We start from the raw sequence: 21,159 nt of genomic DNA on the forward strand, positions 1-21,159 counted from the left end.
CAACGTGACGCAGCAAGAAGCGCTCGGCCGGGTCCTGGTGACCGGCGGCGCGGGCACGATCGGGTCAAACCTGGTGGACCTGCTGGTCCGGGAGGGCGCCAGCGAGATCCGGGTGCTCGACGACTTCACCCGCGGCCGCCGGGAGAACCTGGCCTGGGCGATGCAGAACGGCGCGGCATACCACAGCTCAGTGCGGGTGATCGAGGGCGACATCCGGGACGCGAAGCTGGTTCACGAGTCGACTCAGGGCGCTGACCTGGTCTTCCACCTGGCCGCCATCCGGATCACCCAGTGCGCGCAGGAGCCGCGGCTGGCCAACGAGGTCCTGGTCGACGGCACGTTCAACGTGCTCGAGGCCGCGGCGGCCTACGGCGTGCGCAAGGTGATCGCCTCGTCCTCGGCCTCGGTGTATGGGCTCGCCGAGTCCTTCCCTACGGCCGAGAACCACCACCCCTACAACAACGACACCTTCTACGGCGCGGCCAAGGCCTTCAACGAGGGCATGCTGCGCAGCTTCCACTCGATGTACGGGCTCGACTATCTCGCGCTGCGGTACTTCAACGTGTACGGCCCGCGGATGGACGCGCACGGCAAGTACACCGAGGTGCTGATCCGCTGGATGGAGCGGATCGAGGCCGGCCAGCCGCCGTTGATCTTCGGCGACGGCGAGCAGACGATGGACTTCGTGGACGTGCGGGACATCGCGCGGGCGAACCTGCTGGCCGCCCGCTCCCCGCTGACCGACGAGGTCTTCAACGTGGCCCGCGGCGAGGAGACCAGCCTCAAGGAACTGGCCGCCGCGCTGCTGCGCGCCATGGACGCGGACGGCCTCGACGTCGAGCACGGCCCCGAGCGCGCGGTCAACGGCGTGACCCGGCGGCTGGCCGACATCTCGGCGGCCGAGCAGAAGCTGGGCTTCCGGGCCGAGATCGGTTTGGATCAGGGCCTGCGTGACCTGGTCGAGTGGTGGCGGGCGCAGCGATCATCGGAAGCTCAGCGATCGACGGAAACACCCTGATGACCGGCGCAGCGGCGGGCGACCGCATCCCGGTGATGATCCCCTGGCTGGGCAAGGCCGAGGCCGACGCCGCGGCTGAGGCCGTGCTCTCCGGCTGGGTCGCGCAGGGGCCGCGGGTCGCGCGCTTCGAGGTGGAGTTCGCGGCGCGGGTCGGTGCGCGGCATGGTGTCGCGGTCAGTTCGTGCACCACGGCGCTGCACCTGGCGCTGGTGGCTTGCGGGATCGGGCCGGGCGACGAGGTGATCGTGCCCTCGTTCTCGTTCATCGCGACGGCCAACGCGGTGCGCTACGTAGGCGCCACCCCGGTTTTCGCCGATGTAGACCTGGAAACCGGCAACCTGACGCCGGAGACGGTCGAGCCGGTGCTCACCGACCGTTCCCGCGCCGTGCTGCTGGTGCATCAGGGCGGCATGCCTGCCGACGTGGACGCGATGCGCACGCTGTGCATCCGGCACGATCTGGAGTTGGTGGAGGACGCGGCCTGCGCGATCGGCTCGCAGTATCTAGGCAAGCCGGTCGGCGCCGGTTCGGCGATCGCGGCCTGGTCTTTCCACCCGCGCAAACTGCTGACCACCGGCGAAGGCGGCATGCTGACGCTGGATCGGGAGGACTGGGCGCAACGCCTGCGCCGGCTGCGTGAGCACGCCATGGATCTGTCGGCCGCGGCTCGCCACGCCAGTGCGGGTCCGACGTTCGAGAGCTACCTGGAGACCGGCTTCAACTACCGGATGACGGACATTCAGGCGGCGGTCGGCCTGGTGCAGTTGGAGAAGCTGGACGCCATGGTCGAGCGCCGCCGCCAGCTGGCGAGTCGCTACTACGAGCTGCTGGCCGGCATCCCGGGGCTGAGCCCGGTGCGCGATCCGGAGTACGGCCGCAGCAACTTCCAGTCGTTCTGGGTGCTGCTCGATCCGGCGCAGTTCCCGGGCGGCAGCCGCGACGCCACGCTGCACCGGCTCGCGGCCGCGGGCGTCTCGGCGCGGCGCGGAATCATGGCCTCGCACCTGGAGCCCGCGTATCAGGGGGCTGATCACATCCCGCTGCCGAACACCGAGCGGCTGACCCGCGACTCGCTGATCCTGCCGCTCTTCCACGCACTGACCGAGGCACAGCAGGAACACGTCGTCGACGTGCTGCGCAAGCCCGCGGACGACGCGGCATAGGGATCAAGGCCATGACCGCCACCAGTGAATTGTTGATCGTCGGCGCCGGCGGCTTCGCGCGGGAGACCGCGCAGGCCGTGGCCGCGATCAACGCCGTGCGGCCGACTTGGCGGCTGCACGGTTTCCTGGACGACGACCCGCTGCTGCACGGGCGGCGGGTCGACGGGCTGCCGGTGATCGGTGGCACGGATCTGGTGTACTCACTGCCGAATGCGCGCGTCGTCGTGTGCGTCGGCAATCCCCGCAACTACCTCACCCGTGCCCGCATCGTCGAACGGCTCGGTCTTCCGGCCGATCGCTATGCCACGATTCTGCATCCTTCCGCCGATATCTCGGGCGACAGCGTCATCGGCCCCGGTAGCGTGCTTCTCGCTCAGGCGGTGTTGACCGCCGCAGTCACTGTTAGCGCGCACGTCGCCGTCATGCCGCACGCCGTCCTCACGCACGACGTGACGGTAGACGACTTCGCGACGATCGCCTCGGGCGTGCGGTTCGGCGGCGGCGTGCGCGTGCAGCGCGGGGCGTACCTCGGTTCCGGGGCGCTGATCCGCGAGCAGGTCAAGATCGGCGCCTGGTCACAAGTCGGCATGGGTTCGGTCGTCCTGCAGGACATCCCGGACGGACAGGTGTGGGTCGGCAACCCCGCACGCAAACTCCGCGACATCGCGGTCGACATCCCCGAAAGGCTGGCTTAGGCGATGGCTCAGGCAGACCCGATCCCGTTGGTGGATCTCAAATCGGCGCATGCCGAGATCGCCGACGAGGTCGCGGCGGGCTTCGAGAAGGTGCTTGCCACCACCGGTTTCATCGGCGGGCCGCAGGTCGCGGCCTTCGAAGAGGAGTTCGCGGCGTTCAGCGGGGTGCGGCACTGCGTCGGCGTCGCCAACGGCACCGACGCGGTCGAGCTGGCGTTGCGCGCGGCCGGCGTGCGGCAGGGCGACGAGGTCGTGCTGCCCGCGAACACCTTCATCGCGAGCGCTGGCGCGGTGGCGCGGGTCGGTGCGGTGCCGGTACTCGTGGACTGCGATCCGGACAGCTATCTGATCGACGTGCAGGCCGCGGTCGCCGCGGTCGGCCCGCGCACGGCCGCGGTCCTCCCGGTGCACCTTTACGGCCAGCACGCGCCGGTCGAGGAGCTGACCGAGAAGCTGGCCGGCAGCAACGTGCGCGTGGTCGAGGACGCCGCGCAATGCCAGGGGGCGACCCGCGGCGGGCGGGGCGCGGGATCGGGCACCGGCGCGATCGCCGCGACGAGCTTCTATCCCGGCAAGAATCTCGGCGCGTATGGCGACGGCGGCGCAGTCGTCACCGATGACGCCGACATGGCCAAGACCGTCAGGGCAATCGCGAACCACGGCGGCCTAACCAAATACAGCCACGACCTGGTCGGCTTCAACAGCAGGCTCGACGCGCTCCAGGCCGTCGTGCTGCGCCTGAAGCTGCGCAAGCTTCCAGCTTGGAACGCCGCCCGCCGCGCCGCCGCAGCGCGTTACGCCGAGCTGCTTGCGGACGTGCCCGGCATCGCGCTTCCGGCGACCTTGGCAGACAACGAACACGTCTGGCACCTCTACGTCGTGCGCATCGACGCTTTCGACGGCGACCGCGACCGGCGCGACGCCCTCGTCGCGAACCTCAACGCCCAGGGCATCGGCGCCGGCGTGCACTACCCAGCCGCCCTGCACCTGACCCCGGCCTTCTCCCATCTGGGTTATCCGGTCGGCAGCTTCCCCAACGCGGAAGCCGCCGCCGCACGCATCGTCTCGCTCCCGCTCCATCCGCACCTCACCGCCGCACAACAAGAACGCGTGGCCGAGGCCTTCACGGCGGCGCTGGGCTAATTGGATCGCGCTGAATCGGATCGGCTGAGGAGACAAGCAGTGGTGAGTACGCACAGGCGGCGGTTAGGGCGTAAGCGAGTACTGATACTCGTCGTCGCGGGCGTCTTGATCGGTACCGGCGGCGCCCTCGCCGCGACCCTCGGCTCCGGCGGCGGTGGCACCACGCCGATCGCCGCATCGACGGCGTCGGCCGCCGCTCACACCTCGTCGCCCACGCCGAACCCGCCGCGCGCGAGCTCGCCGCGATCCCCCTCCGCCCACGCCGCGCCCAAGGTTTCCGGTTCGGCGACGCTTGGCGCCGGCAAAGCAGCGGGGGCCGGCTGCACCAGCCCCGCCGCGTGCGGATTCCCGGCCGCTGCCAACACCGGACCGCGCACCGCGTCGTTTTCCTCGCATTCCGGCAACATCTCGATCCGGGACAACGGAACGACCATCAGCGGCTGGAATCTGAACGGCTCGCTGGACATCTACGCGGACAACGTCACCGTCATCGACAGCAAGATCGACACGACCAACTGGTGGGGCATCAACCTGCGCCCTGGTCATAGCGGCCTGCGTATTCTGCACACCCTCATCACCGGTACTCCCGGAAAAGGTCCTGACAACGGCGGCGAGGACTACGCGGTCTCGAACATGAGTGACGGATCCGTGGAAGTCGGCTGGAGCAACCTGTCGGTTATGGGGAACACACTTTCGGTTGGCCACGGCTATATCCATGATAATTATGTGCACGACCTGGTGCCGTTCATCGCCAGGAACGGAAATTATGAGCACACTGACACGATAATCAGTGAGGGCGGCGATACCGGCGGCCTGCGCATCGAGCACAACACGCTGCTCAATCCGATCGACGTCAACCACGGGGCGTCCTCGGTCATCGGCCTTTACTCGGACTCCGGCGCGGTGACCGACACCAGCATCAAGAACAACTGGATGGCGGGCGGCGCGTACGCGCTGTACGCCGGCGGGAACAGCTCGGCGCGAATCACAGTCTCCGGCAACGTCTTCTCGGACGAGTACTGGCCGGAGTGCGGCTACTACGGCGCCATCACTTATTGGAACGCCGCCGGATCCGGAAACGTGTGGGCCGGCAACACGTTCCGTAACGGCTCGGCGGTAGCGCCCGCCTAGCCCTCATCACTCAAAGCGACTGATAACGGTCACCGGGCACACCCACGGTGACGAAATCCAAGCACCAGATGAAGGTCTCGCAACAATGTCCGCGTTTGGCTGTCAATATCGAAAACCGTCGCTATCTTTAGCACTGTATGTGTGTGGCGAGGACCTTCCATTCATCTTTTCTAGGCCCGGGGTGGGCAATGCACGCTAAGCTATTATCAGTATTCTTCGAAAAGTACCGTCGCGCAAGGGCCAGAAACAGAATTCTGATTCCCGCGGTGATCCTCGGCGTGCTGGCCGCGCTGGCCGGACCCGCGATCGTGGCGCAGGCGACGGACCCCTGCGGCTCCGGCTCGAACCCGATCGTCTGCGAGAACTCGCAGCCGGGCACGCCGATGAGCCAGTGGTACTCCCCCAGCGCGTATGGCGACATCCAGGGCTTCTCGACCGCCGAGAGTGTGCAGCCGGGGCAGACCATCAGCTTCAAGGTCAGCTCGCCGGCCAGCTACCAGGTGGAGATCTTCCGGCTCGGCTGGTACGGCGGCGACGGGGCCAGGCTCATGCCGTCCTCGCCCACCACGGCCTTCCCGGCGATCACCCAGCCAACCTGCGCCCGCGAGTCCGCCACCGGGCTGACCGACTGCGCCAACTGGACCGTAACCGCGACATGGAACGTGCCATCCGACGCGGTCTCCGGGGTGTACCTGGCTGAACTCGACCAGACCGACGGCAAGGGCCTCATGCCGTACCCGTTCGTGGTCACGAACCCCAGCAGCCACTCCAACATCGTGGTGCAGACCTCGGACCAGACGTGGCAGGCGTACAACATGTACGGCGGCGACGACCTGTACCAGGGCAACGGCCCGGCGCCCGACGGCCGCGCGTACGCGGTCAGCTACAACCGGCCGCTGAACGTCTCCGGCTCGAACGGGATCTTCGGGTCCGAGTACCCGATGCTGCAGTGGCTGGAGCGCAACGGCTACGACGTGAGCTACCTGAGCGGCGTCGACGTGTCCACGCAGGGCAGTCTGCTGCTCAACCACAAGGTCTTCATGTCCTCTGGCCACGACGAGTACTGGAACCAGGCGCAGTGGGACGCGGTGACCGCGGCCAAGCACGCCGGGGTCAACCTCGCCTTCTTCGCCGGCAACGACGTCTTCTGGAAGACCAGGCTCGCGGCCAGCAACGTGGACAGCGCGGCCAACCGCACCGTGGTCTCGTACAAGATGACCAAGATGGAGTTCCCGCAGCCGGACGGCATCGCGGACCCCAGCGGCCAGTGGACCGGAACCTGGATGGACCCGGCGGGGGCGGGCATCGGCGGCAACCTGCCGCAGAACCAGCTGACCGGCACGCTGTTCGACGTGAACGGCTACAACGCCGAGGCGATCACGGTCGCCTACCCGTACAGCACCGACCGGTTGTGGCGTAACACGCAGGCCGCGTCGCTCCAGCCAGGTCAGACCTACACGATGCAGACCGGAACGCTGGGCTACGAGTGGGACAGCGACGTACAGAACTCGGTGCGGCCGTCCGGCGAGATCGACATGTCCTCGACGACGGTCAACCTCACCAACGGCACGCTGCTGAAGGACTACGGCAACGTCTACGGCAACGGCACCGCGACGCACAGCCTGACCGAGTACCGCGATCCGTCCGGCGCCCTGGTCTTCAGCTCCGGCACCGTGCAGTGGGCCTGGGGTCTGGGCACGACGCACTTCGACCTCGCCACTAACGAGGACCCGGTGCAGGAGCAGGCGACCGTGAACCTGCTCGCCGACATGGGCGTGCAGCCGGTCACCTTGCAATCCACTCTGGTCGGGGCGAGCCAGTCCGCTGACACCTCCGGCCCGACCGTCAACGTGGCCTCGCCGAGCTCCGGCTCCACCGTCCCGGCGATGTCTCCGGTTACCGTCAGCGGCACCGCCACCGACAACGGCGGCGGCGTGGTCGCGCGGGTCGAGGTCTCCGTCGACAACGGCACCACCTGGCTGCCGGCCACCGGTCTCGGCAACTGGAGCTACAGCTGGACGCCGACCCAGACCGGCAACTTCACCATCCAGGTACGCGCCGAGGACGACAGCGACAACGTCGGCAGCACGGTCAACATCCCGGTGACCGTCGGCCCGCAGAGCTGCCCGTGCTCGATCTTCCCGAACTCCGCCACGCCGACCAAGCCGGACAGTGGTGACGGAACCTCGGTCAACGTCGGCGTGAAGTTCGCGACCACCGTGTCTGGCGCGGTGACAGGTGTGCGCTTCTACAAGGCGAGCACCAATGTCGGCACGCACACCGGCAGCCTGTGGACCTCCACCGGCACCCTGCTCGGCAGCGTGACGTTCAGCAACGAGACGGCCTCCGGCTGGCAGACCGCCTCGTTCGGGCAACCGATCCCGGTCAGCGCGAACACCACGTACGTGGTCTCCTACCTCGCGCCCAGCGGGCACTACTCCGCCGACGCGAACTACTTCAGCAACCAGAACGCCGGCCTCGCGCCCATCACGGCGCTCCAGGCCACCGGCCCGTCACCGAACGGCATCTACAAGTACGGCGCCGGCACGGCGTTCCCGAGCACCGGGTTCAACAACACGAACTACTACGTAGACGCGGTGTTCCAGTCGAACGTCACCAGCACCACCCCGCCGACGGTGACCTCGACACAGCCGGCTTCCGGCGCGACGGCGGTCCCGGTCAACGCCCCGATCACCGCGTCGCTGAGCGAGGGCATCAACGCCAGTACGCTGAAGTTCACGCTCAAGGACCAGAACGGCGTGACGCAGTCCGGCTCGGCCAGCTACGACCCGGTCGGGCACGTGGCGACCTTCACGCCGAACGGCCAACTGGCGATGAGCACCACGTACACGGCCACCGTGAGCGCCACGGACCTGTGGGGCAACGCGATGACGAGCCCGTACACGTGGTCCTTCACCACGGCGAACACGCCGCCGGCCTTCACCTGCCCGTGCTCGATCTTCAACGGCGCGGGGGCCCCGGCGAACGTGAACACCAGCGATGCCAAGTCGGTCGAGGTGGGCGTCAAGTTCCAGTCCGCGGTCGCCGGCTACGTGACCGGGGTGAACTTCTATAAGGGCTCGAAGAACACCGGCACGCACACCGGCAGCCTGTGGAGCGCCTCCGGCAGCCTGCTGGCGAGCGGCACCTTCACCGGTGAGTCGGCCTCCGGCTGGCAGACGCTCACGTTCTCCTCGCCGGTCGCGATCACGGCCAACACGACCTACATCGCGTCCTACCACGCACCGGTCGGCTACTACTCGTCGAGCGGCGCGTACTTCACCTCGGCCATCACCTCCTATCCGCTGACCGCCCTGCAGTCCACGTCGACTTCGGGCAACGGTCTCTACCTGTACGAGGCCGGCTCGACTCAGCCGCCGAGCAACAGCTTCAACGCCACGAACTACTGGGTGGACGTGAGCTTCACGACGACGCCGCCCAGCGGTTCCAGCGGTGGTGCCTCGACGGCGGCGGCAACGTCCGACGGCTCGGTGACCCCGGCGGTAGATGCGCTCGGCCCGGACAAGGACGACATCGTCACCTCGACGACGGGTGTCGCAGACGCCGTACACCCGCCGACGGTGACGTTCGCGGAGCCGATCGCGCCGCAGAGCCTGCGGATCAAGGTGGTCACCACCGAGGGAACGCAGGGCACTGAATCGCCTGCGGGCACGTCGGTAGCCGGTACGCTGTCTTACAACCCGGCGACTCAGACGGCTTCGTTCCGGCCGGACGCGCCGCTGCGTCCCGGTGCGATCTACCGGGCGGTGGCGACGGCGAACGGCTTGACCGGCAAGGCGATCGCGCCGATCGACTGGACCTTCCGCCAGGCTGTCCCGGGCAGCGCGGCTCCGGCCCACCTGCCGAAGATCCCGCCGAACGGCCAGGTGCCGCAGGTCGTCGCGCTCAGCACCGAGGGCGACAGCTGGCGGCGCACCGACCCGGTGCCCCCGACCGATGTCTAACCGATAAGAACACGAAGACAGTGTCAGATTAGGAGCAGGAGGCCCCGCCCTATGAGCTCGGTCAGCGTCGTCATCCCCTGTTACCGCTACGGGCATTTCCTGGAGCAGTCCGTGGGCAGCGCGCTGACCGAGCAGGACGGGGTCGACGTCAAAGTCCTGATCATCGACGACGCCTCGCCCGACGACTCCGCCGAAGCCGCCCACCGGCTGGCCAAGGCGGACTCGCGGGTCGAGGTCCTGGTCCACGAACGCAACAAGGGCCACCTGGCGACCTACAACGAGGGCCTGCTGGAGTGGGCGGACGGCGACTACACCGTGCTGTTGTCCGCCGACGACAGACTGACCCCGGGCGCCCTCGTCCGCGCCGCCGCCCTTCTCGACGCGCATCCCAACGTCGGCTTCGTGTACGGCCATCCGCTGCGTTTTGCAGCGGACCAGCCCCTGCCTCCCGCGCGAACGGAGGGCGGGGGCTGGTCCGTCTGGCCGGGCAAGTGGTGGCTTGAGCGACGCTTCAAAGCCGGCCACGGCTGCATCACCTCCCCCGAGGTGGTGGTCCGCACGGACCTGCAGCGCAAGCTCGGCGGATACGACCCGCGCCTGCCGCACTCCGGCGACATCGAGATGTGGATGCGGTTCGCGGCGCACGCGGACGTCGGCTACCTCAAGGGCGTCGACCAGGCGTACTACCGCGTGCACAGCGCGAGCATGTCCCAGACGGACTTCTCCGGTCAGCTCGACGACCTTCGCCAGCGCAAGGCGGCCTACGACGCAGTGCTCGAACATGCCGCGCAGTTGCCGGCCGCCGACCGCGACCGCCTCGCCGCCACCGTGAACCGCAAGCTCGCCCGCCAGGCCCTCTGGCGGGCCGCGCGCGCCTACGACCGCGGCCGCACCGAGCAGGTCCCCGTCGACGAACTCGTCGCCTTCGCAGCGGCCTGTCACCCGGCCTACCAGCGCCTGCCGGAATTCGCCGGCCTCTGCGTACGCCGCCGAATCGGCACGAAGACCATGCCGTACCTCCAGCCGCTCGTCGTCACCGCGTATGCGCATCACGCTCGCGAACGCCTGTGGTGGCGCAGCTGGCGACGTACCGGCATCTGACCGATCTTGCCTATCTCGCGCTCCCCCGCGACCATGGAGAGATGAGTGGCTTCGAAACCCGCTTCGAGACGCTGATCGAAAAGAAGATCCGCGAAGCCGCCGCACGCGGTTCCTTCGACGAGTTGCCGGGCCGCGGAAAGCCGCTCGCGGACGCCGGCCCGTACGACGAGGACTGGTGGCTCAAGGAACTAGCCAAACGCGAGGAAGTCGGTCCGTACGCGCTCCCCGTCCCGCTGGCGCTGCGCCGCGAGGCCCAGGACCTCACCGCGGGGCTGACGAAGGCGCGCAGCGAGCGCGAGCTGCGCAAGATGGTCGCGGACTACAACGCGCGCGCGGAAAAGGCCCGCCGCCGCCCGCACCCCGGCCCGTCGGTCGTCATTCCGAGCGTTGACGTGGAGCAGGCCATCGCCGCCTGGCGAGAGCGCCGCACGTGACGACGGACACGCCTGCCCGACAGCGCGCGGAGATGTTCCTGCCGACCGATCAAGACCCTCGCGAAAACGGCCCGCAACCGAGCGGCGAACGCTCGACGCTCGCCGAGTTTCTGCGGCGCCAACGTGAAACGCTCAAGCTCAAGTGCGCCGGCCTCGACGCCGAGCAGCTCGCCCGCCGCGCCGTCGAGCCCTCCACCCTCTCGCTGCTCGGTCTGGTCCGGCATCTGGCGGAGGTGGAGCGGATCTGGTTCCGCCGCTGCCTCGCCGGGCAAGACGTGCCGTCCCTGTACCGCTCAGCCGAGGCGCCGGACGGCGATTTCGATGGCGCGACACCTGATGCCGCCGCCGTCGCCGAGGCGTGGAAGGCCTGGCACGCGGAAGTCGCCTTCGCAGACCACTTCATCGCTACCGCGCCGGATCTCGAAATCACCGGGCCGGATCCGAACAAGGACGGCCGCATCTCCCTGCGCGAGATCCTGATCCACATGGTCGAGGAGTACGCGCGCCACAACGGCCACGCCGACCTCCTGCGCGAACGGATCGACGGCCGCATCGGCATGTGAGAGCACAGAGATGTGGCCACGGCCTGCAAATCCGTGCTGCGCTGTGCGAGACTTTCAGCCCTCTGGTTTCCAATCCCTGGCGGAGCGGGCGGATGTCAAACGGGGCGAGCGACGGATCCGGACCGGACGCGCCCGCGAAGCGGGCCACGTGGGCTCAGCGGATACGCCGATTCTTCACCACCCTCCCCGGCTTCATGACCGGGCTGGCCGCCGTGGTTACCGCGACGGCCACGATTGTGGCCACGTTGAGCGGCGGCGGCAGCGGCGGTAACGGCGGTGGATCGGCCAGCTCATCTGGCTCAGGATCATCGGGCACGCCGACGAGTGCGACGAGCACGGGCGTGACCGCGGCCGGACCACGCATCCAATGGGGTCCCGGTGCGATGTTGATCACGAACAACGGCACTGATCTAGGCAGCATCCCGCCGAATGACGACGCAGGACCGGGCGACGTGTTCGACGGCGGCGGCCTCTCCGGAGTCGGACCGTCGACGAAACTCGCGCTGTGGCCGAACACCGGAACGCCTACCCCGCAGCAGTGTTTGACGTTGGATCAGACCCAATCAGTCACCGGGGGCGTCTCAGTTCATCCCGGATCGGTCGTGTGCGTGGAAACGTCCAGTGGCCTGATCGCGATCATCAGCGTCACCGCCGTCGACGACGGCAACCTGATCATCCACACTGAGACCACGGTGTGGATTATGCCGGGTAGTTAGCTGGCGAAGAGGCGCGGCAGCACTGCCCCGGAATCAAACGAGGCGTCGCACGGGGAGCACTCCGGCAAGGATCAGTCCCAGACCGTGTAGTACGTGTCCGGATTCACCAGGTAGCGCACGGTCGGGACGGGCACGTGCGCGATGCGGTGGTGGCGCGCGTACCGGTAAAACGAGGCCCAGTCTTCACGCGGGAGAACGCCCTTATCGCGTCGCAGACGGCTGAATCGCAGCGCTCTGGATCGTCGCGCGACGAACGCATTCGCGTCGAGGAATGCCTTTTCGCGGGCCAGTTTCCGGTCGTAGGGCACTGACAGGACGTCCATCTCGCGGCCGTCCGGCGTGACTCGGCGCAGGGCTGTGTACACACCGTCGAGGCGGTAAGAGGGCTCTTTCGGCCGGGCTTCGAGGGCTGCGAGCGCCGTGGCGAGGTGTTCCGGCTCCCACGTGTTGTCGTCGTCGAGGAACGCGACGAAGGGTGATCTGGCCAGGCGCACGCCGACGTTGCGCACGACGCCGAGGACCGCCGTGTTCCTGCGGAGGCTGACCGCGACGACTCGGGGGTCGTCGGGGAGCGGTGGAACCTGGCCGCCGCCGTCATCGACGACGATGACGAGGTTGTCGGCGACCGTCTGCGCGAGCGCCGATTCGACCGCGGCGCGCAGCGCGTCAGCCCGCTTATAGGTCGGGATTACGGTGGTGACAAGCGACGACGGCGCGGCTTGCAGCAGCTTTCGCAGACGGCGTACTTCCGAGGTCTCGAACAGCCACACCTTCGGCACGGTATGCGACAGCAGCACCTTGTTGCGCAGCTCGTACAGCGGCAGCCAGCCGAATTGCCGCCGCAAAATCCGCTTGGCGGTTCGCCGGATCATGACTCGCCTTTCCTTGCTGTCGCGGTTCTTAGTGCGGTTGATGGTGCCTCAGGAGACTCTGACGGGGTCGTCGGCCTCGGCTGCTACGGGTTCGACGCACGATGCGGGATCCGGCTGCGGCGGGCTCGGCTTGGCTAGGTGCCGCAGTGGCCAGACGATGGGTACGTACACTGCGAAGGCCGCCGTCCCAGCCACGAAAAGGTACGCGATCTGCGGCAGGTGCAGTTCGCCGAGCGCCAGCGCGACGCCGACCATGAGCGCCCCGCCGAGGAAGGGGCGCGCGCAGGCCTTCGCGATGACAAGCGGCGAGATGCCGGCTTTGGACAGCGCCCACAGGAATATCGGGGCGACAAGTGGGCCGGCGACCAGGATGTGGCCGAGTCCGACACCTGCGATACCACGCGCTCTCGCGGTGAAGATCAGCGTCGGGATGAGGGCGATCAACCACCAGCCCTGCACGGTGATCAGGGCTTTGCGACGCCCGGACGCGACCATGCAGTCGTAGGCGAGTTCGAAGGCGACGCGCAGGAGGCCGAGCAGGGCGAGGAAACGCAAGGCGCCCGAGGCGGCGGTCCAGCGCTCGCCGTAGATGGCGTAAATCAGGGGTTTGGGCATCACCGCGAGCAGCGCGCATGCCGGAACGGCGGCCGCCATGAGGAGTGCCAGACCCCGGCCGAAGCTGTCGGACAGGGCCGCTTTCGAGTTGGCGACGCGGGAGAAGCCGGCGAACGAGACCCGGCGGGCGATCTCCGAGACGCTGCGCACCGGCCAGCTCGAGATGTTGAACGCGATCTGGTACAGCCCGAGCTGGATCGGTCCGAGAGTCGCGCCGACGACGATGGAGTCGACGTTGAGCATGGCGAGGACGAGCAGGCTCGCGCCGGCCAGCGGCACGCCGAACGCCAGCAGTTTGCGCGCCTGCTCCCGGTTCCAGCCCGGCTTGAGGAACCCGGGCGCGGCGATCGCGCAGCCGACGAGGGCGACCACGTTCCCCGCGATCGAGCCCCAGGCGAAGCTCATCGCGCCGAATCCGGCCACCGCGAGGCCGATCGTCAGTCCGGTGCTGAGGATGAAGTTGCCCGCGTCGATGTACAAGCGCTGGCGTTGGGCGAAATTGCGGGTGAGCACTCCGGCCGGGACGCAGGCGATGCCGTCGATGATCACCGCGATGCCGAGCACACGCAGCATCGCGGTCGCGTCGGCGGCGCCAAGCAAACGGGCGAATTCGGGCGCGGCGAAGAACAGGACGAGATAGAGCAGGACGCTGGAGACGACCGAGAGGGTAAGGACCGTGGGCGCGAACCGCTTGGGGTTCTCGTCCCAGCGCACGATCGCCAGGCTGACGCCGAGTTCGTTGGCGGAAAGGAGCACGGCGAGCGCGACCAGGCCGATGGCGTACAGGCCCCAGTCGCGCGGTCCGAGCAGTCCGCGGGCCAGCACGACGCCGGTCAGGAAGTTGCCCAGCCGCATCACCACAGTGTTGACGAAGCTCCAGCGCACGCCCTTGCGGATCTCGCCGCCGATCTTGGCGTTCGGATCCGCGGTGGCCTTCACGGCCGGAATCTCGCCGGTCTCGGTAGGCAGCCGAGTCTGCACGCCGACCGCCCGGAAGATCGGCAGGACGAGCGTGTCGTCCTCCATCGGCGGGAACCACGGCCGCAGCGTGGCCGCGATCGCGTGCGGAGTGCGGGTCAGGCGGGTCATGTCGAGCATGTACGCGTTCGGAGTGCTCGCGGCCGCAGCGGGCTTGCGCAGCGAGAAGAACGCGGGCGGTATGCCGGCGAGCACTGCGGCCGGGTCGCGACGCGGCACCAGGTCGCCCTCCCGCCGCGAGATGCCCAGGTACGCGCCTGAGCAGCCCAGCAGAAGGAACATGACCCCGGCGAACATCGGGAAGCCGAGCGTGTCGAAGGTCGCGCTCATCACCAGCGCGGCGGCCATCGCGGCGACGAAGCTCTGGCCGAGTTCCCGCGTCGGCTCGTCCTTCCACAGCTTCCGGCCGAGCCGGCCGCAACGGATGCCGGTGAAGTACAGCACGATGATCGAAAGCGCGCCGATGATGCCGATTTCGACGACGGCAAGCAAGTACTGGTTGTCCGTGTACCGGTAGAGCGACGGGATGAAGGTCCGGAATCCGCGGCCGAACAGCGGCCGTTGCGCGACGTACTGCGCGACGCCCGCGTAGTCCATAGTGCGCGCCTGCGTGCTGTTGTCGCCGCCGCCGAGGAACGCGCTGAAGAGGTTCAGGACCGTGGTGAGCAGTCCGTGCGTGACGAGTTTCAGTGCGCCGGCGCCGAGGACGATGAATCCGAGCGCGGCCCAGCGCCGAGCCGGTTTCCAGGTCGGAATCAGCACGACCAGGACCACGACCAGGCCGATCATCGAGGTGCGCGACACCGTCATCGGTAGCGCGCCGCCGATCAGGATCACCGGCAGCCAGCGGCGCGCCCAGCTACTCTCCCGCCGCGCCGGGTCGAGCGCCTGCTGGATCGCGAACGGCAGCAGCATCGCCAGCACACCGGCCAGTTCCAGCGGATGCGCGGCGGTGGAGGTGGGCCGGGTGAACGCTCCCCGCGTCATCAGACCACTGATGTCACTGCTGACGCGCAGCCCCGGCACGTGGATGTTGGCCAGCAGGTCCTTGCGGGTCATGAACTCGAGGATGCCGAGCGCGCCGACGAAGCTGCCGAAGACCACCATCCTGCGCAGCAGCGTCTTGAGCCGGTCGAGGTCGGTGATCGCCCCCGAGGAGACCACCACGACCCCGGTCCAGGCGACCAACCCGATCAGCCCGCGGTCGGCGGCGCTGGTCTCCAGGGTGATCGGGGCGCGGCTGCTCTCGGCGAGGGCGGTGTACGAGATGAGGATGCAGACGCTGAAGAGCAGGAACGCGATGCGGACCGCGCGGGTGCCTCGCGCCGGCAGCAGCCGGCCGCCCAGCCACGAGGCGATGTACCACATCAGCATCAGCAGTGCGTAGATGTTCGCCGGCGTACCGGCCGCTCCGAGTGACGGGACGGTCCAGCTCGACGGGACCAGCTCGAGCAGCGTGACGTAGACGGTGAGCACCGCGACGGCGTCGAGTCCGTGGCGCCGGCGACGGGGCTTGGGCCGGGGATCGTCCTGCCGGGCACGTGGCCGCAGGTTCATCCCCAGCCTGGCGTTGCGGACGGCGGGGTCGGCCTCCGGACCGAGTCCGCGCAGGCCGAGGGTCGGCGCGGACACTAGTCGCGGGTGCCCGGTGCCCGGCCGCTCAACTCCGGGTGCGCCGGCTCGAAGGGATCACGGTCGAGGTCGGCTGCTCCGTCCATGCCGTACCAGCGCGAGGCGGAGGTCTGCGCGGCGGTGGCGGGGCGGCCGTTGCTGTCGCCGTTGGTATGCGGGCGGTCGTCCACCTCGTCGCGTGCGGTCTCGACGGCGGCCGACTCGGGGTCGGCGTCGAAGCCCTCGTCGCTGTCCGCGCCGAATGGCACCCGGCGGCGACGGCGACGGCGCGACGCGATGATGCTCTCGACGACGAAGGTGGCCAGGAAGGCGATGACCAGTCCGCCGATCGCGGTACCGAGCACGTCCTGGGTCTTGGTCTTCGTCTGCGCGGCGGGGGCGCTCGGCGACACGATCACGATGGAGCGGATCATGTCCACGGGCTTGACCCCGGCCTGTTCCTGCACCTTCGCCAGCTGCTGCACCGTGTAGTCGGTGAGCGTGTTCATCGAGGTCAGGATGTGCTCTGGGTTCGACCCGGTGACCGTGAGCGTGATGAACGGCCCCTGCGCCGCGGCGGCGAGCGCGACGGCGTAGGACTCGGTCACGCCGAGCTTGGCCAGGTCGCTGGCCGAGTCGTTCGAGCCGAGGCGGCGCACCAGGAAGTCGGCGGTGTCGTTGAGCGAGGAGCCGTAATTGAGGAACGGATTGCCGGTGCCCGGCAGCTTGTCCGTGCCGGCGATCGCGGACTGTGAGGCGAGCAGCGAGATTTCACTCGTCGACTGGTACTTCGCGGGTATGGACCGGTCCACGCCAACGGTCAGCGCGACGGTGAGCAGCAACAGCGGCACCATCACGTACCAACGTGTGCGTATGACTCGGATGACCTCTGCCAGGTCCATGAACCCCTCCCCTTGCGTGCGTCGGTGCCACCGCCCGGTCTCCCTGCCGAGCCGGTGCCACACGCACCGTCCACGGGTAGAGAATAGGGCCCGTAGCGGCAATGCATCCACCGCTTCGGGCGACTTGGGTTCTTGTTCCGCACTTTCGTGCGCGCCCGGCCCGTTCGGCTATACGGTGTGGGGCGGGAGGGACGCGGACCAGGGGAGGGGCTGCGGTGTCGTTTCGCGAAGTGATCGAGACGGTGCTGGCGCGGTGGTATGTCGCCGCGGTGGCGCTGTTGCTGACGCTCGCCATGGGGTGGAAAGTGGACCACCCAGCACGGGTTTTCCAGGCCACCACGGTCTTGCTGCTGGTTCCGCCGCAGGCGCCCAGCTCGCCGAACACGCTGGCCGCGGTCACCCCGTCGATCGCGGCAACCGGCCTGATGGTGGACACGATCCTGAGCGACGGCACGTCGGCTGACCGGCTGCGCAAGGCCGGGGTGACGAACGATTATTCACTGACGCCGCGTAACAACGGCACGGTGCAAACCCCGAAATACTCGGTGCCCGCTGAGCAGTTGAGCGTCACCGGGCCGGATCCGGATGCCGTGCTGACCAGCGTGACGAAGCTGTCCGCGGTGTTCGTCGCGGAGCTGGACGACATGCAGGCGCGCGCGGATGTGCCGGTATCGATTCGGATCACCGCACAGGAACTTGTTCCTCCGGCGGTAGTGCAGGTGCACGGTTCGAAGCTTCGGGGGCTCGCCGGGGTCGCGATACTCGGAACGATCGCGATCGTCGTGCTTCCGAATTGGTACGACCGGTACATGGGGCGCAGGATCCGGCGCGCGCGCAGAGCAGCCGCGAACGGCACCGGCAAGCGACGTAAGGCAAATACGGACAGAGCGGACAGGTCGGAGAAGGTGCCCGTATGAGTGCGGCAGAGAACGATGCGAGGACGGGCACCCGTATCGCACCCGACGCGGATGTACACGCAACTGCGGTGTTAGGCGAGGGAACGTCCGTATGGCATGGCGCCGCTGTGCGTGAGGACGTCGTACTTGGACGCTCATGCATCGTAGGCAGAGGCGCGTATCTCGGGCCGGGCGTTCGCGTCGGCGACAACGTCAAGATCCAGAACAATGCTCTTGTATACGAGCCGGCGGTGCTCGGCGACGGCGCGTTCGTCGGCCCGGCGGTGGTTTTCACCAACGACCTCAACCCGCGCTCGGTGACTCCAGAGGGGCGGCTGAAGAGCGCTGACGACTGGCACGCGGTCGGCGTGACCGTGCTGGAGGGTGGCTCGGTCGGGGCGCGGGCGGTGTGCGTCGCGCCGGTGACCATCGGGCGGTGGGCGATGGTCGCGGCGGGCGCCGTGGTGACCCGGGACGTGCCTGATTTCGCTTTGGTCCTCGGGGTTCCGGCGCGGCAGGTCGGCTGGGTGGGCCGGGCCGGAGTGCGGCTGGTCGAGGAAGGCGAGGGTGACGAGGCAGGCCGGGGTTCGGGACGGTTCGTGTGCCCGGAGACTGGCGCTGTGTACCTGGAGAAGGATGGCGTGCTGTCGGAAATCGACGCGCCGTGATGATGCGAGCCGTTGCGCGGGCGGGCGCTGCGCCGCGTGCCGTGATCGTCGTACTCAACCTGCCGGTGCCTGATGACCACCGAGTGTGGGCTCAGGCGCAAGCCTTGCGCGATGACGGCGTGACGGTGACGGTCGTGTGTCCGGCAATTCGGGACAAGCGGCCTGGTACGGTCAAGATCGACGGCATAGACGTGGTGTACTTCCCGTCGTTCGAGGGCGCGGGGCGACTTGGCACGATTGTCGAAGGGGCGTGGACGACGTTCGCCTCGACGCGTGCAGCGCGGCGTGCGTTACGGCAACCGGCGAGTACACGCATGGTTCAGGTGTGTAATCCGCCGGACATGCTGTTCCGGTTGCTGCGTTGGGCGCGGCGGCGCGGCTGCTGGACGGTGTATGACCAGCACGACGTGGTGCCAGCGCTGGCAGGTTCGCGGCCCGCGTTCCAGAAGCTCGAGCCGCTGTTTCTCGCATGTGAGCGCAAAACCGTCGCAGCGGCAGACGTGGTCCTGACGCCGAGTTCGGCGCAGGTCGAGCGGCTGCGGAAAATGTACGACCGCGACGCAGTGGTGGTGCGTACCGCATCGGTTGTTGCCGGGGAACGCACGGAGGTGCGGCAGGACGGAAGCGCGACCGTACTCGGGTATCTCGGCGTGATCGGCGAGCAGGATGGCGTCGGAGATCTGGTTGAGGCGGTCGACATGCTGCGTGAGCGCGGTGTCACCGGGTTCCGCGTGGAGATCGCGGGCGACGGTCCCGCGCTGGCTGGCGTGCGTGAGCAGGTAACGCAGCGCGGGCTCGATGAGTTGGTGCGGTTGCGCGGCTGGCTCGGTCCGGAGCAGATCGGCCCGTTCCTCGATGAGATCGACGCGATGACGGTGCCGGATCCGGATATCGAGTTCAACCACTACTGCGCGATGAACAAGGTCACGCACGCGATGGCGCGCGGCATCCCGGTCGTGTTGCGGCCGCTGCGCGAGAACTCGCGGCTGGTCGCGGATTCCGGGGTGGTCGCGAAAGACCTGAGCCTGCCGGCTTTCGCGGATGCGCTGGAGACGATGGTCGGATTGCCGGAGAAGGAGCGCACGGCGATCGGCGAGCGGCTGCACGAGATCTTCGAGGCGGAGCTCTCGTGGGAGAAGTCGTCGGCGCGGTATCTGGAGGCTGTCTCGCCCGCGCGGCGCACGTAGAGGCAGGGCAGAGGCAGGGCGTAGGCGGCAGCGGAGTCAAGATCGATTTGGAGTCTGGTTGCCTGCGGTGAGCAGCGGCCTATGCGATGCTGGCTCGGTGCCTCTACCTGCGGTAATCGAACCAGTTACGCCTGATGCGGCTAGGGCAGTGCGGCGCGCTCTGTTGACGCAGTCGTGGCTGGACCTGACATTCCTGCATTGGGCCGTCGCGCCCGAGGTGGTACAGCCGTTTCTGCCCACGGGTACGCAGGCGGACGTGATCGACGGCCAGACGTACATCGGGCTCATCGCGTTCCGGATGTACCGCATCGGCTGGCTGGGGCTTCCGGGGATGCCGTGGATCGGTACCTTCCCGGAGACGAACGTGCGCCTGTACTCGGTGGACGAGGCAGGCCGACGAGCGGTCGTGTTCCTGTCGTTGGACGCGGCGCGGCTGCTGCCCGTGCTCGCCGCGCGGATCGGCTTCAAGTTGCCGTATGTGTGGTCACGCATGTCGGTGCGGCGGCGCGGGGACGATGTGTTCGAGTACGCGAGCCGAAGGCATTGGCCGGGTAAGTCATCGGCGCGGTCGCAACTCACGGTGAGGATCGGCGAGCGCGTCGAGGAGCCGACCGCGGCCGAGCACTTCATGACCGCGCGCTGGGGTCTGCACTACGCGCCGCTCCGGCGCACGTTGTACCTGCCGAACGAGCATCCGCGCTGGTCACTGCATCGTGCCGAGATTCTGGACCTGCGTGAGAACCTGGTCGCGGCGGCCGGACTTCCCGCGCCGATCCGGCCGCCGGACAGCGTCTTGTACTCCCCCGGCGTACCGGTGAGGTTCGGCCCGCCGTTGCGGGATTGAGATGTGAACTAAGTCAGGGGACTGTGTCTCGTCCAAACGGACAGCGCGCTACGTCTTACCGACGCTTAGCCGCGGCTGGTGTCGATGACGCAGAACCGGTTGCCGTCCGGGTCCGCCAGCACCACGAAGTCCGGATCTTCCGGGTACATGTCCCAGTCGACGCGTTGCGCGCCGAGCGAGACCAGCCGCTCGACCTCGGCTGCCTGGTCGGCCGCGTCGCCGGCGTACAGGTCGAGGTGGATGCGCGGGTGATGCTCCACCGGCGCCTCGCTCGGCTGGAGTCCCAGTCCGGGTCCTGATTTACCGCTCGGCGGCACGAGGAACGTCCAGCCGTCCGTCACCTCGTCCCGCGGCTCATAGCCGAGAGCCTTCGTCCAGAATTCAACCGCGCGACGCATATCCGACACGCCCACGACTACGGTTCCGATGCTCAACATGCTTCGATTCTCGCGGATCATGTCCGCAGAACCGGCCTCAGCGCACCGCAAAACCATGCACTTGGCGTATCGCCGACGGCTAGGCCGTGTGTAAGAAGTAGCGTCGGACAAGGCCGCGGCGTCTGGCGCGTGCGATCGCAAGGCGGCGGAGCGTCCTCATATCGGGCATCTGCGGACGCTTCGCCAACGCAGCGAGCGTGCGTGGCAGGCGTCGCGGCCC

The 21,159-nt window shown here is 68.2% G+C and carries 18 protein-coding genes; 14 read left to right on the top strand and 4 right to left on the bottom strand.

The features are described from left to right. Positions 1-4: 4 nt before the first annotated feature. The 10 genes from VN779_RS17925 (at position 5) to VN779_RS17970 (ending at position 11,929) form a co-directional block, all read left to right on the top strand. Entirely contained in the window at positions 5-1,018 is a 1,014-nt protein-coding gene (locus tag VN779_RS17925) for an NAD-dependent epimerase/dehydratase family protein (RefSeq protein WP_325724780.1), read from the top strand. Then, positions 1,018-2,181, top strand: coding sequence for a DegT/DnrJ/EryC1/StrS family aminotransferase (locus tag VN779_RS17930; RefSeq protein ID WP_325724782.1), 1,164 nt, complete (start codon positions 1,018-1,020; stop codon positions 2,179-2,181). The genes VN779_RS17925 and VN779_RS17930 overlap by 1 nt, the downstream gene beginning before the upstream one ends. A gap of 11 nt (positions 2,182-2,192) precedes the next feature. Further along, positions 2,193-2,876: an acetyltransferase gene (locus VN779_RS17935; RefSeq protein ID WP_325724784.1), complete on the top strand. Its 684-nt coding sequence runs from the start codon at positions 2,193-2,195 to the stop codon at positions 2,874-2,876. Between the two features lie 3 nt (positions 2,877-2,879). After that, complete coding sequence (locus tag VN779_RS17940) at positions 2,880-4,019, top strand: DegT/DnrJ/EryC1/StrS family aminotransferase (RefSeq protein ID WP_325724786.1); 1,140 nt, start codon at positions 2,880-2,882, stop codon at positions 4,017-4,019. Between the two features lie 42 nt (positions 4,020-4,061). Beyond that, positions 4,062-5,150: a hypothetical protein gene (locus tag VN779_RS17945; RefSeq protein ID WP_325724788.1), complete on the top strand. Its 1,089-nt coding sequence runs from the start codon at positions 4,062-4,064 to the stop codon at positions 5,148-5,150. Between the two features lie 266 nt (positions 5,151-5,416). Continuing rightward, positions 5,417-9,115, top strand: coding sequence for a DUF4082 domain-containing protein (locus VN779_RS17950; RefSeq protein ID WP_325724790.1), 3,699 nt, complete (start codon positions 5,417-5,419; stop codon positions 9,113-9,115). A 51-nt stretch (positions 9,116-9,166) separates the two neighbouring features. Continuing rightward, positions 9,167-10,216 (top strand): glycosyltransferase family 2 protein, encoded by a 1,050-nt coding sequence (locus tag VN779_RS17955; RefSeq protein ID WP_325724792.1) that lies wholly within the window; start codon positions 9,167-9,169, stop codon positions 10,214-10,216. Beyond that, the gene (locus VN779_RS17960) at positions 10,186-10,650 is read left to right on the top strand and encodes a DUF1992 domain-containing protein (protein ID WP_325724794.1); all 465 of its coding nucleotides are present in this window, start codon (positions 10,186-10,188) and stop codon (positions 10,648-10,650) included. Before VN779_RS17955 ends, VN779_RS17960 begins: the two co-directional genes overlap by 31 nt. A 32-nt stretch (positions 10,651-10,682) precedes the next feature. Further along, the gene (locus VN779_RS17965; RefSeq protein WP_349260841.1) at positions 10,683-11,213 is read left to right on the top strand and encodes a DinB family protein; all 531 of its coding nucleotides are present in this window, start codon (positions 10,683-10,685) and stop codon (positions 11,211-11,213) included. A gap of 92 nt (positions 11,214-11,305) precedes the next feature. Then, entirely contained in the window at positions 11,306-11,929 is a 624-nt protein-coding gene (locus tag VN779_RS17970; RefSeq protein WP_325724798.1) for a hypothetical protein, read from the top strand. 71 nt (positions 11,930-12,000) lie between these two features. On the opposite strand, the gene VN779_RS17975 is transcribed toward VN779_RS17970, so the two are convergent. The 3 genes from VN779_RS17975 to VN779_RS17985 are packed head-to-tail and all read right to left on the bottom strand — an operon-like array spanning position 12,001 to position 16,907. Further along, complete coding sequence (locus VN779_RS17975) at positions 12,001-12,801, bottom strand: glycosyltransferase family A protein (RefSeq protein WP_325724800.1); 801 nt, start codon at positions 12,799-12,801, stop codon at positions 12,001-12,003. A 48-nt stretch (positions 12,802-12,849) separates the two neighbouring features. After that, positions 12,850-16,026, bottom strand: a complete 3,177-nt coding sequence (locus VN779_RS17980; RefSeq protein ID WP_325724802.1) for an oligosaccharide flippase family protein — start codon at positions 16,024-16,026, stop codon at positions 12,850-12,852. After that, positions 16,026-16,907 carry a hypothetical protein gene (locus VN779_RS17985; RefSeq protein WP_325724804.1) on the bottom strand — a complete coding sequence of 294 codons (882 nt, stop codon included), beginning with the start codon at positions 16,905-16,907 and terminating at the stop codon, positions 16,026-16,028. Before VN779_RS17985 ends, VN779_RS17980 begins: the two co-directional genes overlap by 1 nt. 215 nt (positions 16,908-17,122) lie before the next feature. Here VN779_RS17985 and VN779_RS17990 point away from each other — a divergent pair, with 215 nt between their 5' ends. The 4 genes from VN779_RS17990 to VN779_RS18005 all read left to right on the top strand — a co-directional run bounded on the left by VN779_RS17990 (position 17,123) and on the right by VN779_RS18005 (position 20,502). After that, positions 17,123-17,824, top strand: coding sequence for a hypothetical protein (locus tag VN779_RS17990; RefSeq protein WP_325724806.1), 702 nt, complete (start codon positions 17,123-17,125; stop codon positions 17,822-17,824). Further along, a complete protein-coding gene (locus tag VN779_RS17995; protein WP_325724808.1) occupies positions 17,821-18,471 on the top strand; it encodes an acyltransferase in 651 nt (216 codons plus the stop codon). Before VN779_RS17990 ends, VN779_RS17995 begins: the two co-directional genes overlap by 4 nt. A 41-nt stretch (positions 18,472-18,512) precedes the next feature. Further along, the gene (locus VN779_RS18000) at positions 18,513-19,658 is read left to right on the top strand and encodes a glycosyltransferase (RefSeq protein WP_325724810.1); all 1,146 of its coding nucleotides are present in this window, start codon (positions 18,513-18,515) and stop codon (positions 19,656-19,658) included. A 97-nt stretch (positions 19,659-19,755) separates the two neighbouring features. Next, the gene (locus tag VN779_RS18005) at positions 19,756-20,502 is read left to right on the top strand and encodes a YqjF family protein (RefSeq protein ID WP_414639704.1); all 747 of its coding nucleotides are present in this window, start codon (positions 19,756-19,758) and stop codon (positions 20,500-20,502) included. A gap of 65 nt (positions 20,503-20,567) precedes the next feature. Here the strand turns inward: VN779_RS18005 and VN779_RS18010 are convergent, their stop codons facing one another. Beyond that, positions 20,568-20,939, bottom strand: coding sequence for a VOC family protein (locus VN779_RS18010; RefSeq protein WP_325724814.1), 372 nt, complete (start codon positions 20,937-20,939; stop codon positions 20,568-20,570). Between the last annotated feature and the right edge of the window lie 220 nt (positions 20,940-21,159).

The organism is Actinocrinis sp. (genome assembly GCF_035605935.1).
GTDB lineage: Bacteria > Actinomycetota > Actinomycetes > Streptomycetales > Catenulisporaceae > Actinocrinis.

Excerpts from the sequence above, each read along its gene's own strand:
- VN779_RS17930 (WP_325724782.1), top strand. The coding sequence starts at position 1,018 with ATGACCGGCGCAGCGGCGGGCGACCGCATCCCGGTGATGATCCCCTGG.
- VN779_RS17935 (WP_325724784.1), top strand. The coding sequence starts at position 2,193 with ATGACCGCCACCAGTGAATTGTTGATCGTCGGCGCCGGCGGCTTCGCG.
- VN779_RS17940 (WP_325724786.1), top strand. The coding sequence starts at position 2,880 with ATGGCTCAGGCAGACCCGATCCCGTTGGTGGATCTCAAATCGGCGCAT.
- VN779_RS17955 (WP_325724792.1), top strand. The coding sequence starts at position 9,167 with ATGAGCTCGGTCAGCGTCGTCATCCCCTGTTACCGCTACGGGCATTTC.
- VN779_RS17965 (WP_349260841.1), top strand. The coding sequence starts at position 10,683 with ATGTTCCTGCCGACCGATCAAGACCCTCGCGAAAACGGCCCGCAACCG.
- VN779_RS17970 (WP_325724798.1), top strand. The coding sequence starts at position 11,306 with ATGTCAAACGGGGCGAGCGACGGATCCGGACCGGACGCGCCCGCGAAG.
- VN779_RS17975 (WP_325724800.1), bottom strand. The coding sequence starts at position 12,801 with ATGATCCGGCGAACCGCCAAGCGGATTTTGCGGCGGCAATTCGGCTGG.
- VN779_RS17985 (WP_325724804.1), bottom strand. The coding sequence starts at position 16,907 with ATGGACCTGGCAGAGGTCATCCGAGTCATACGCACACGTTGGTACGTG.
- VN779_RS17995 (WP_325724808.1), top strand. The coding sequence starts at position 17,821 with ATGAGTGCGGCAGAGAACGATGCGAGGACGGGCACCCGTATCGCACCC.
- VN779_RS18010 (WP_325724814.1), bottom strand. The coding sequence starts at position 20,939 with ATGTTGAGCATCGGAACCGTAGTCGTGGGCGTGTCGGATATGCGTCGC.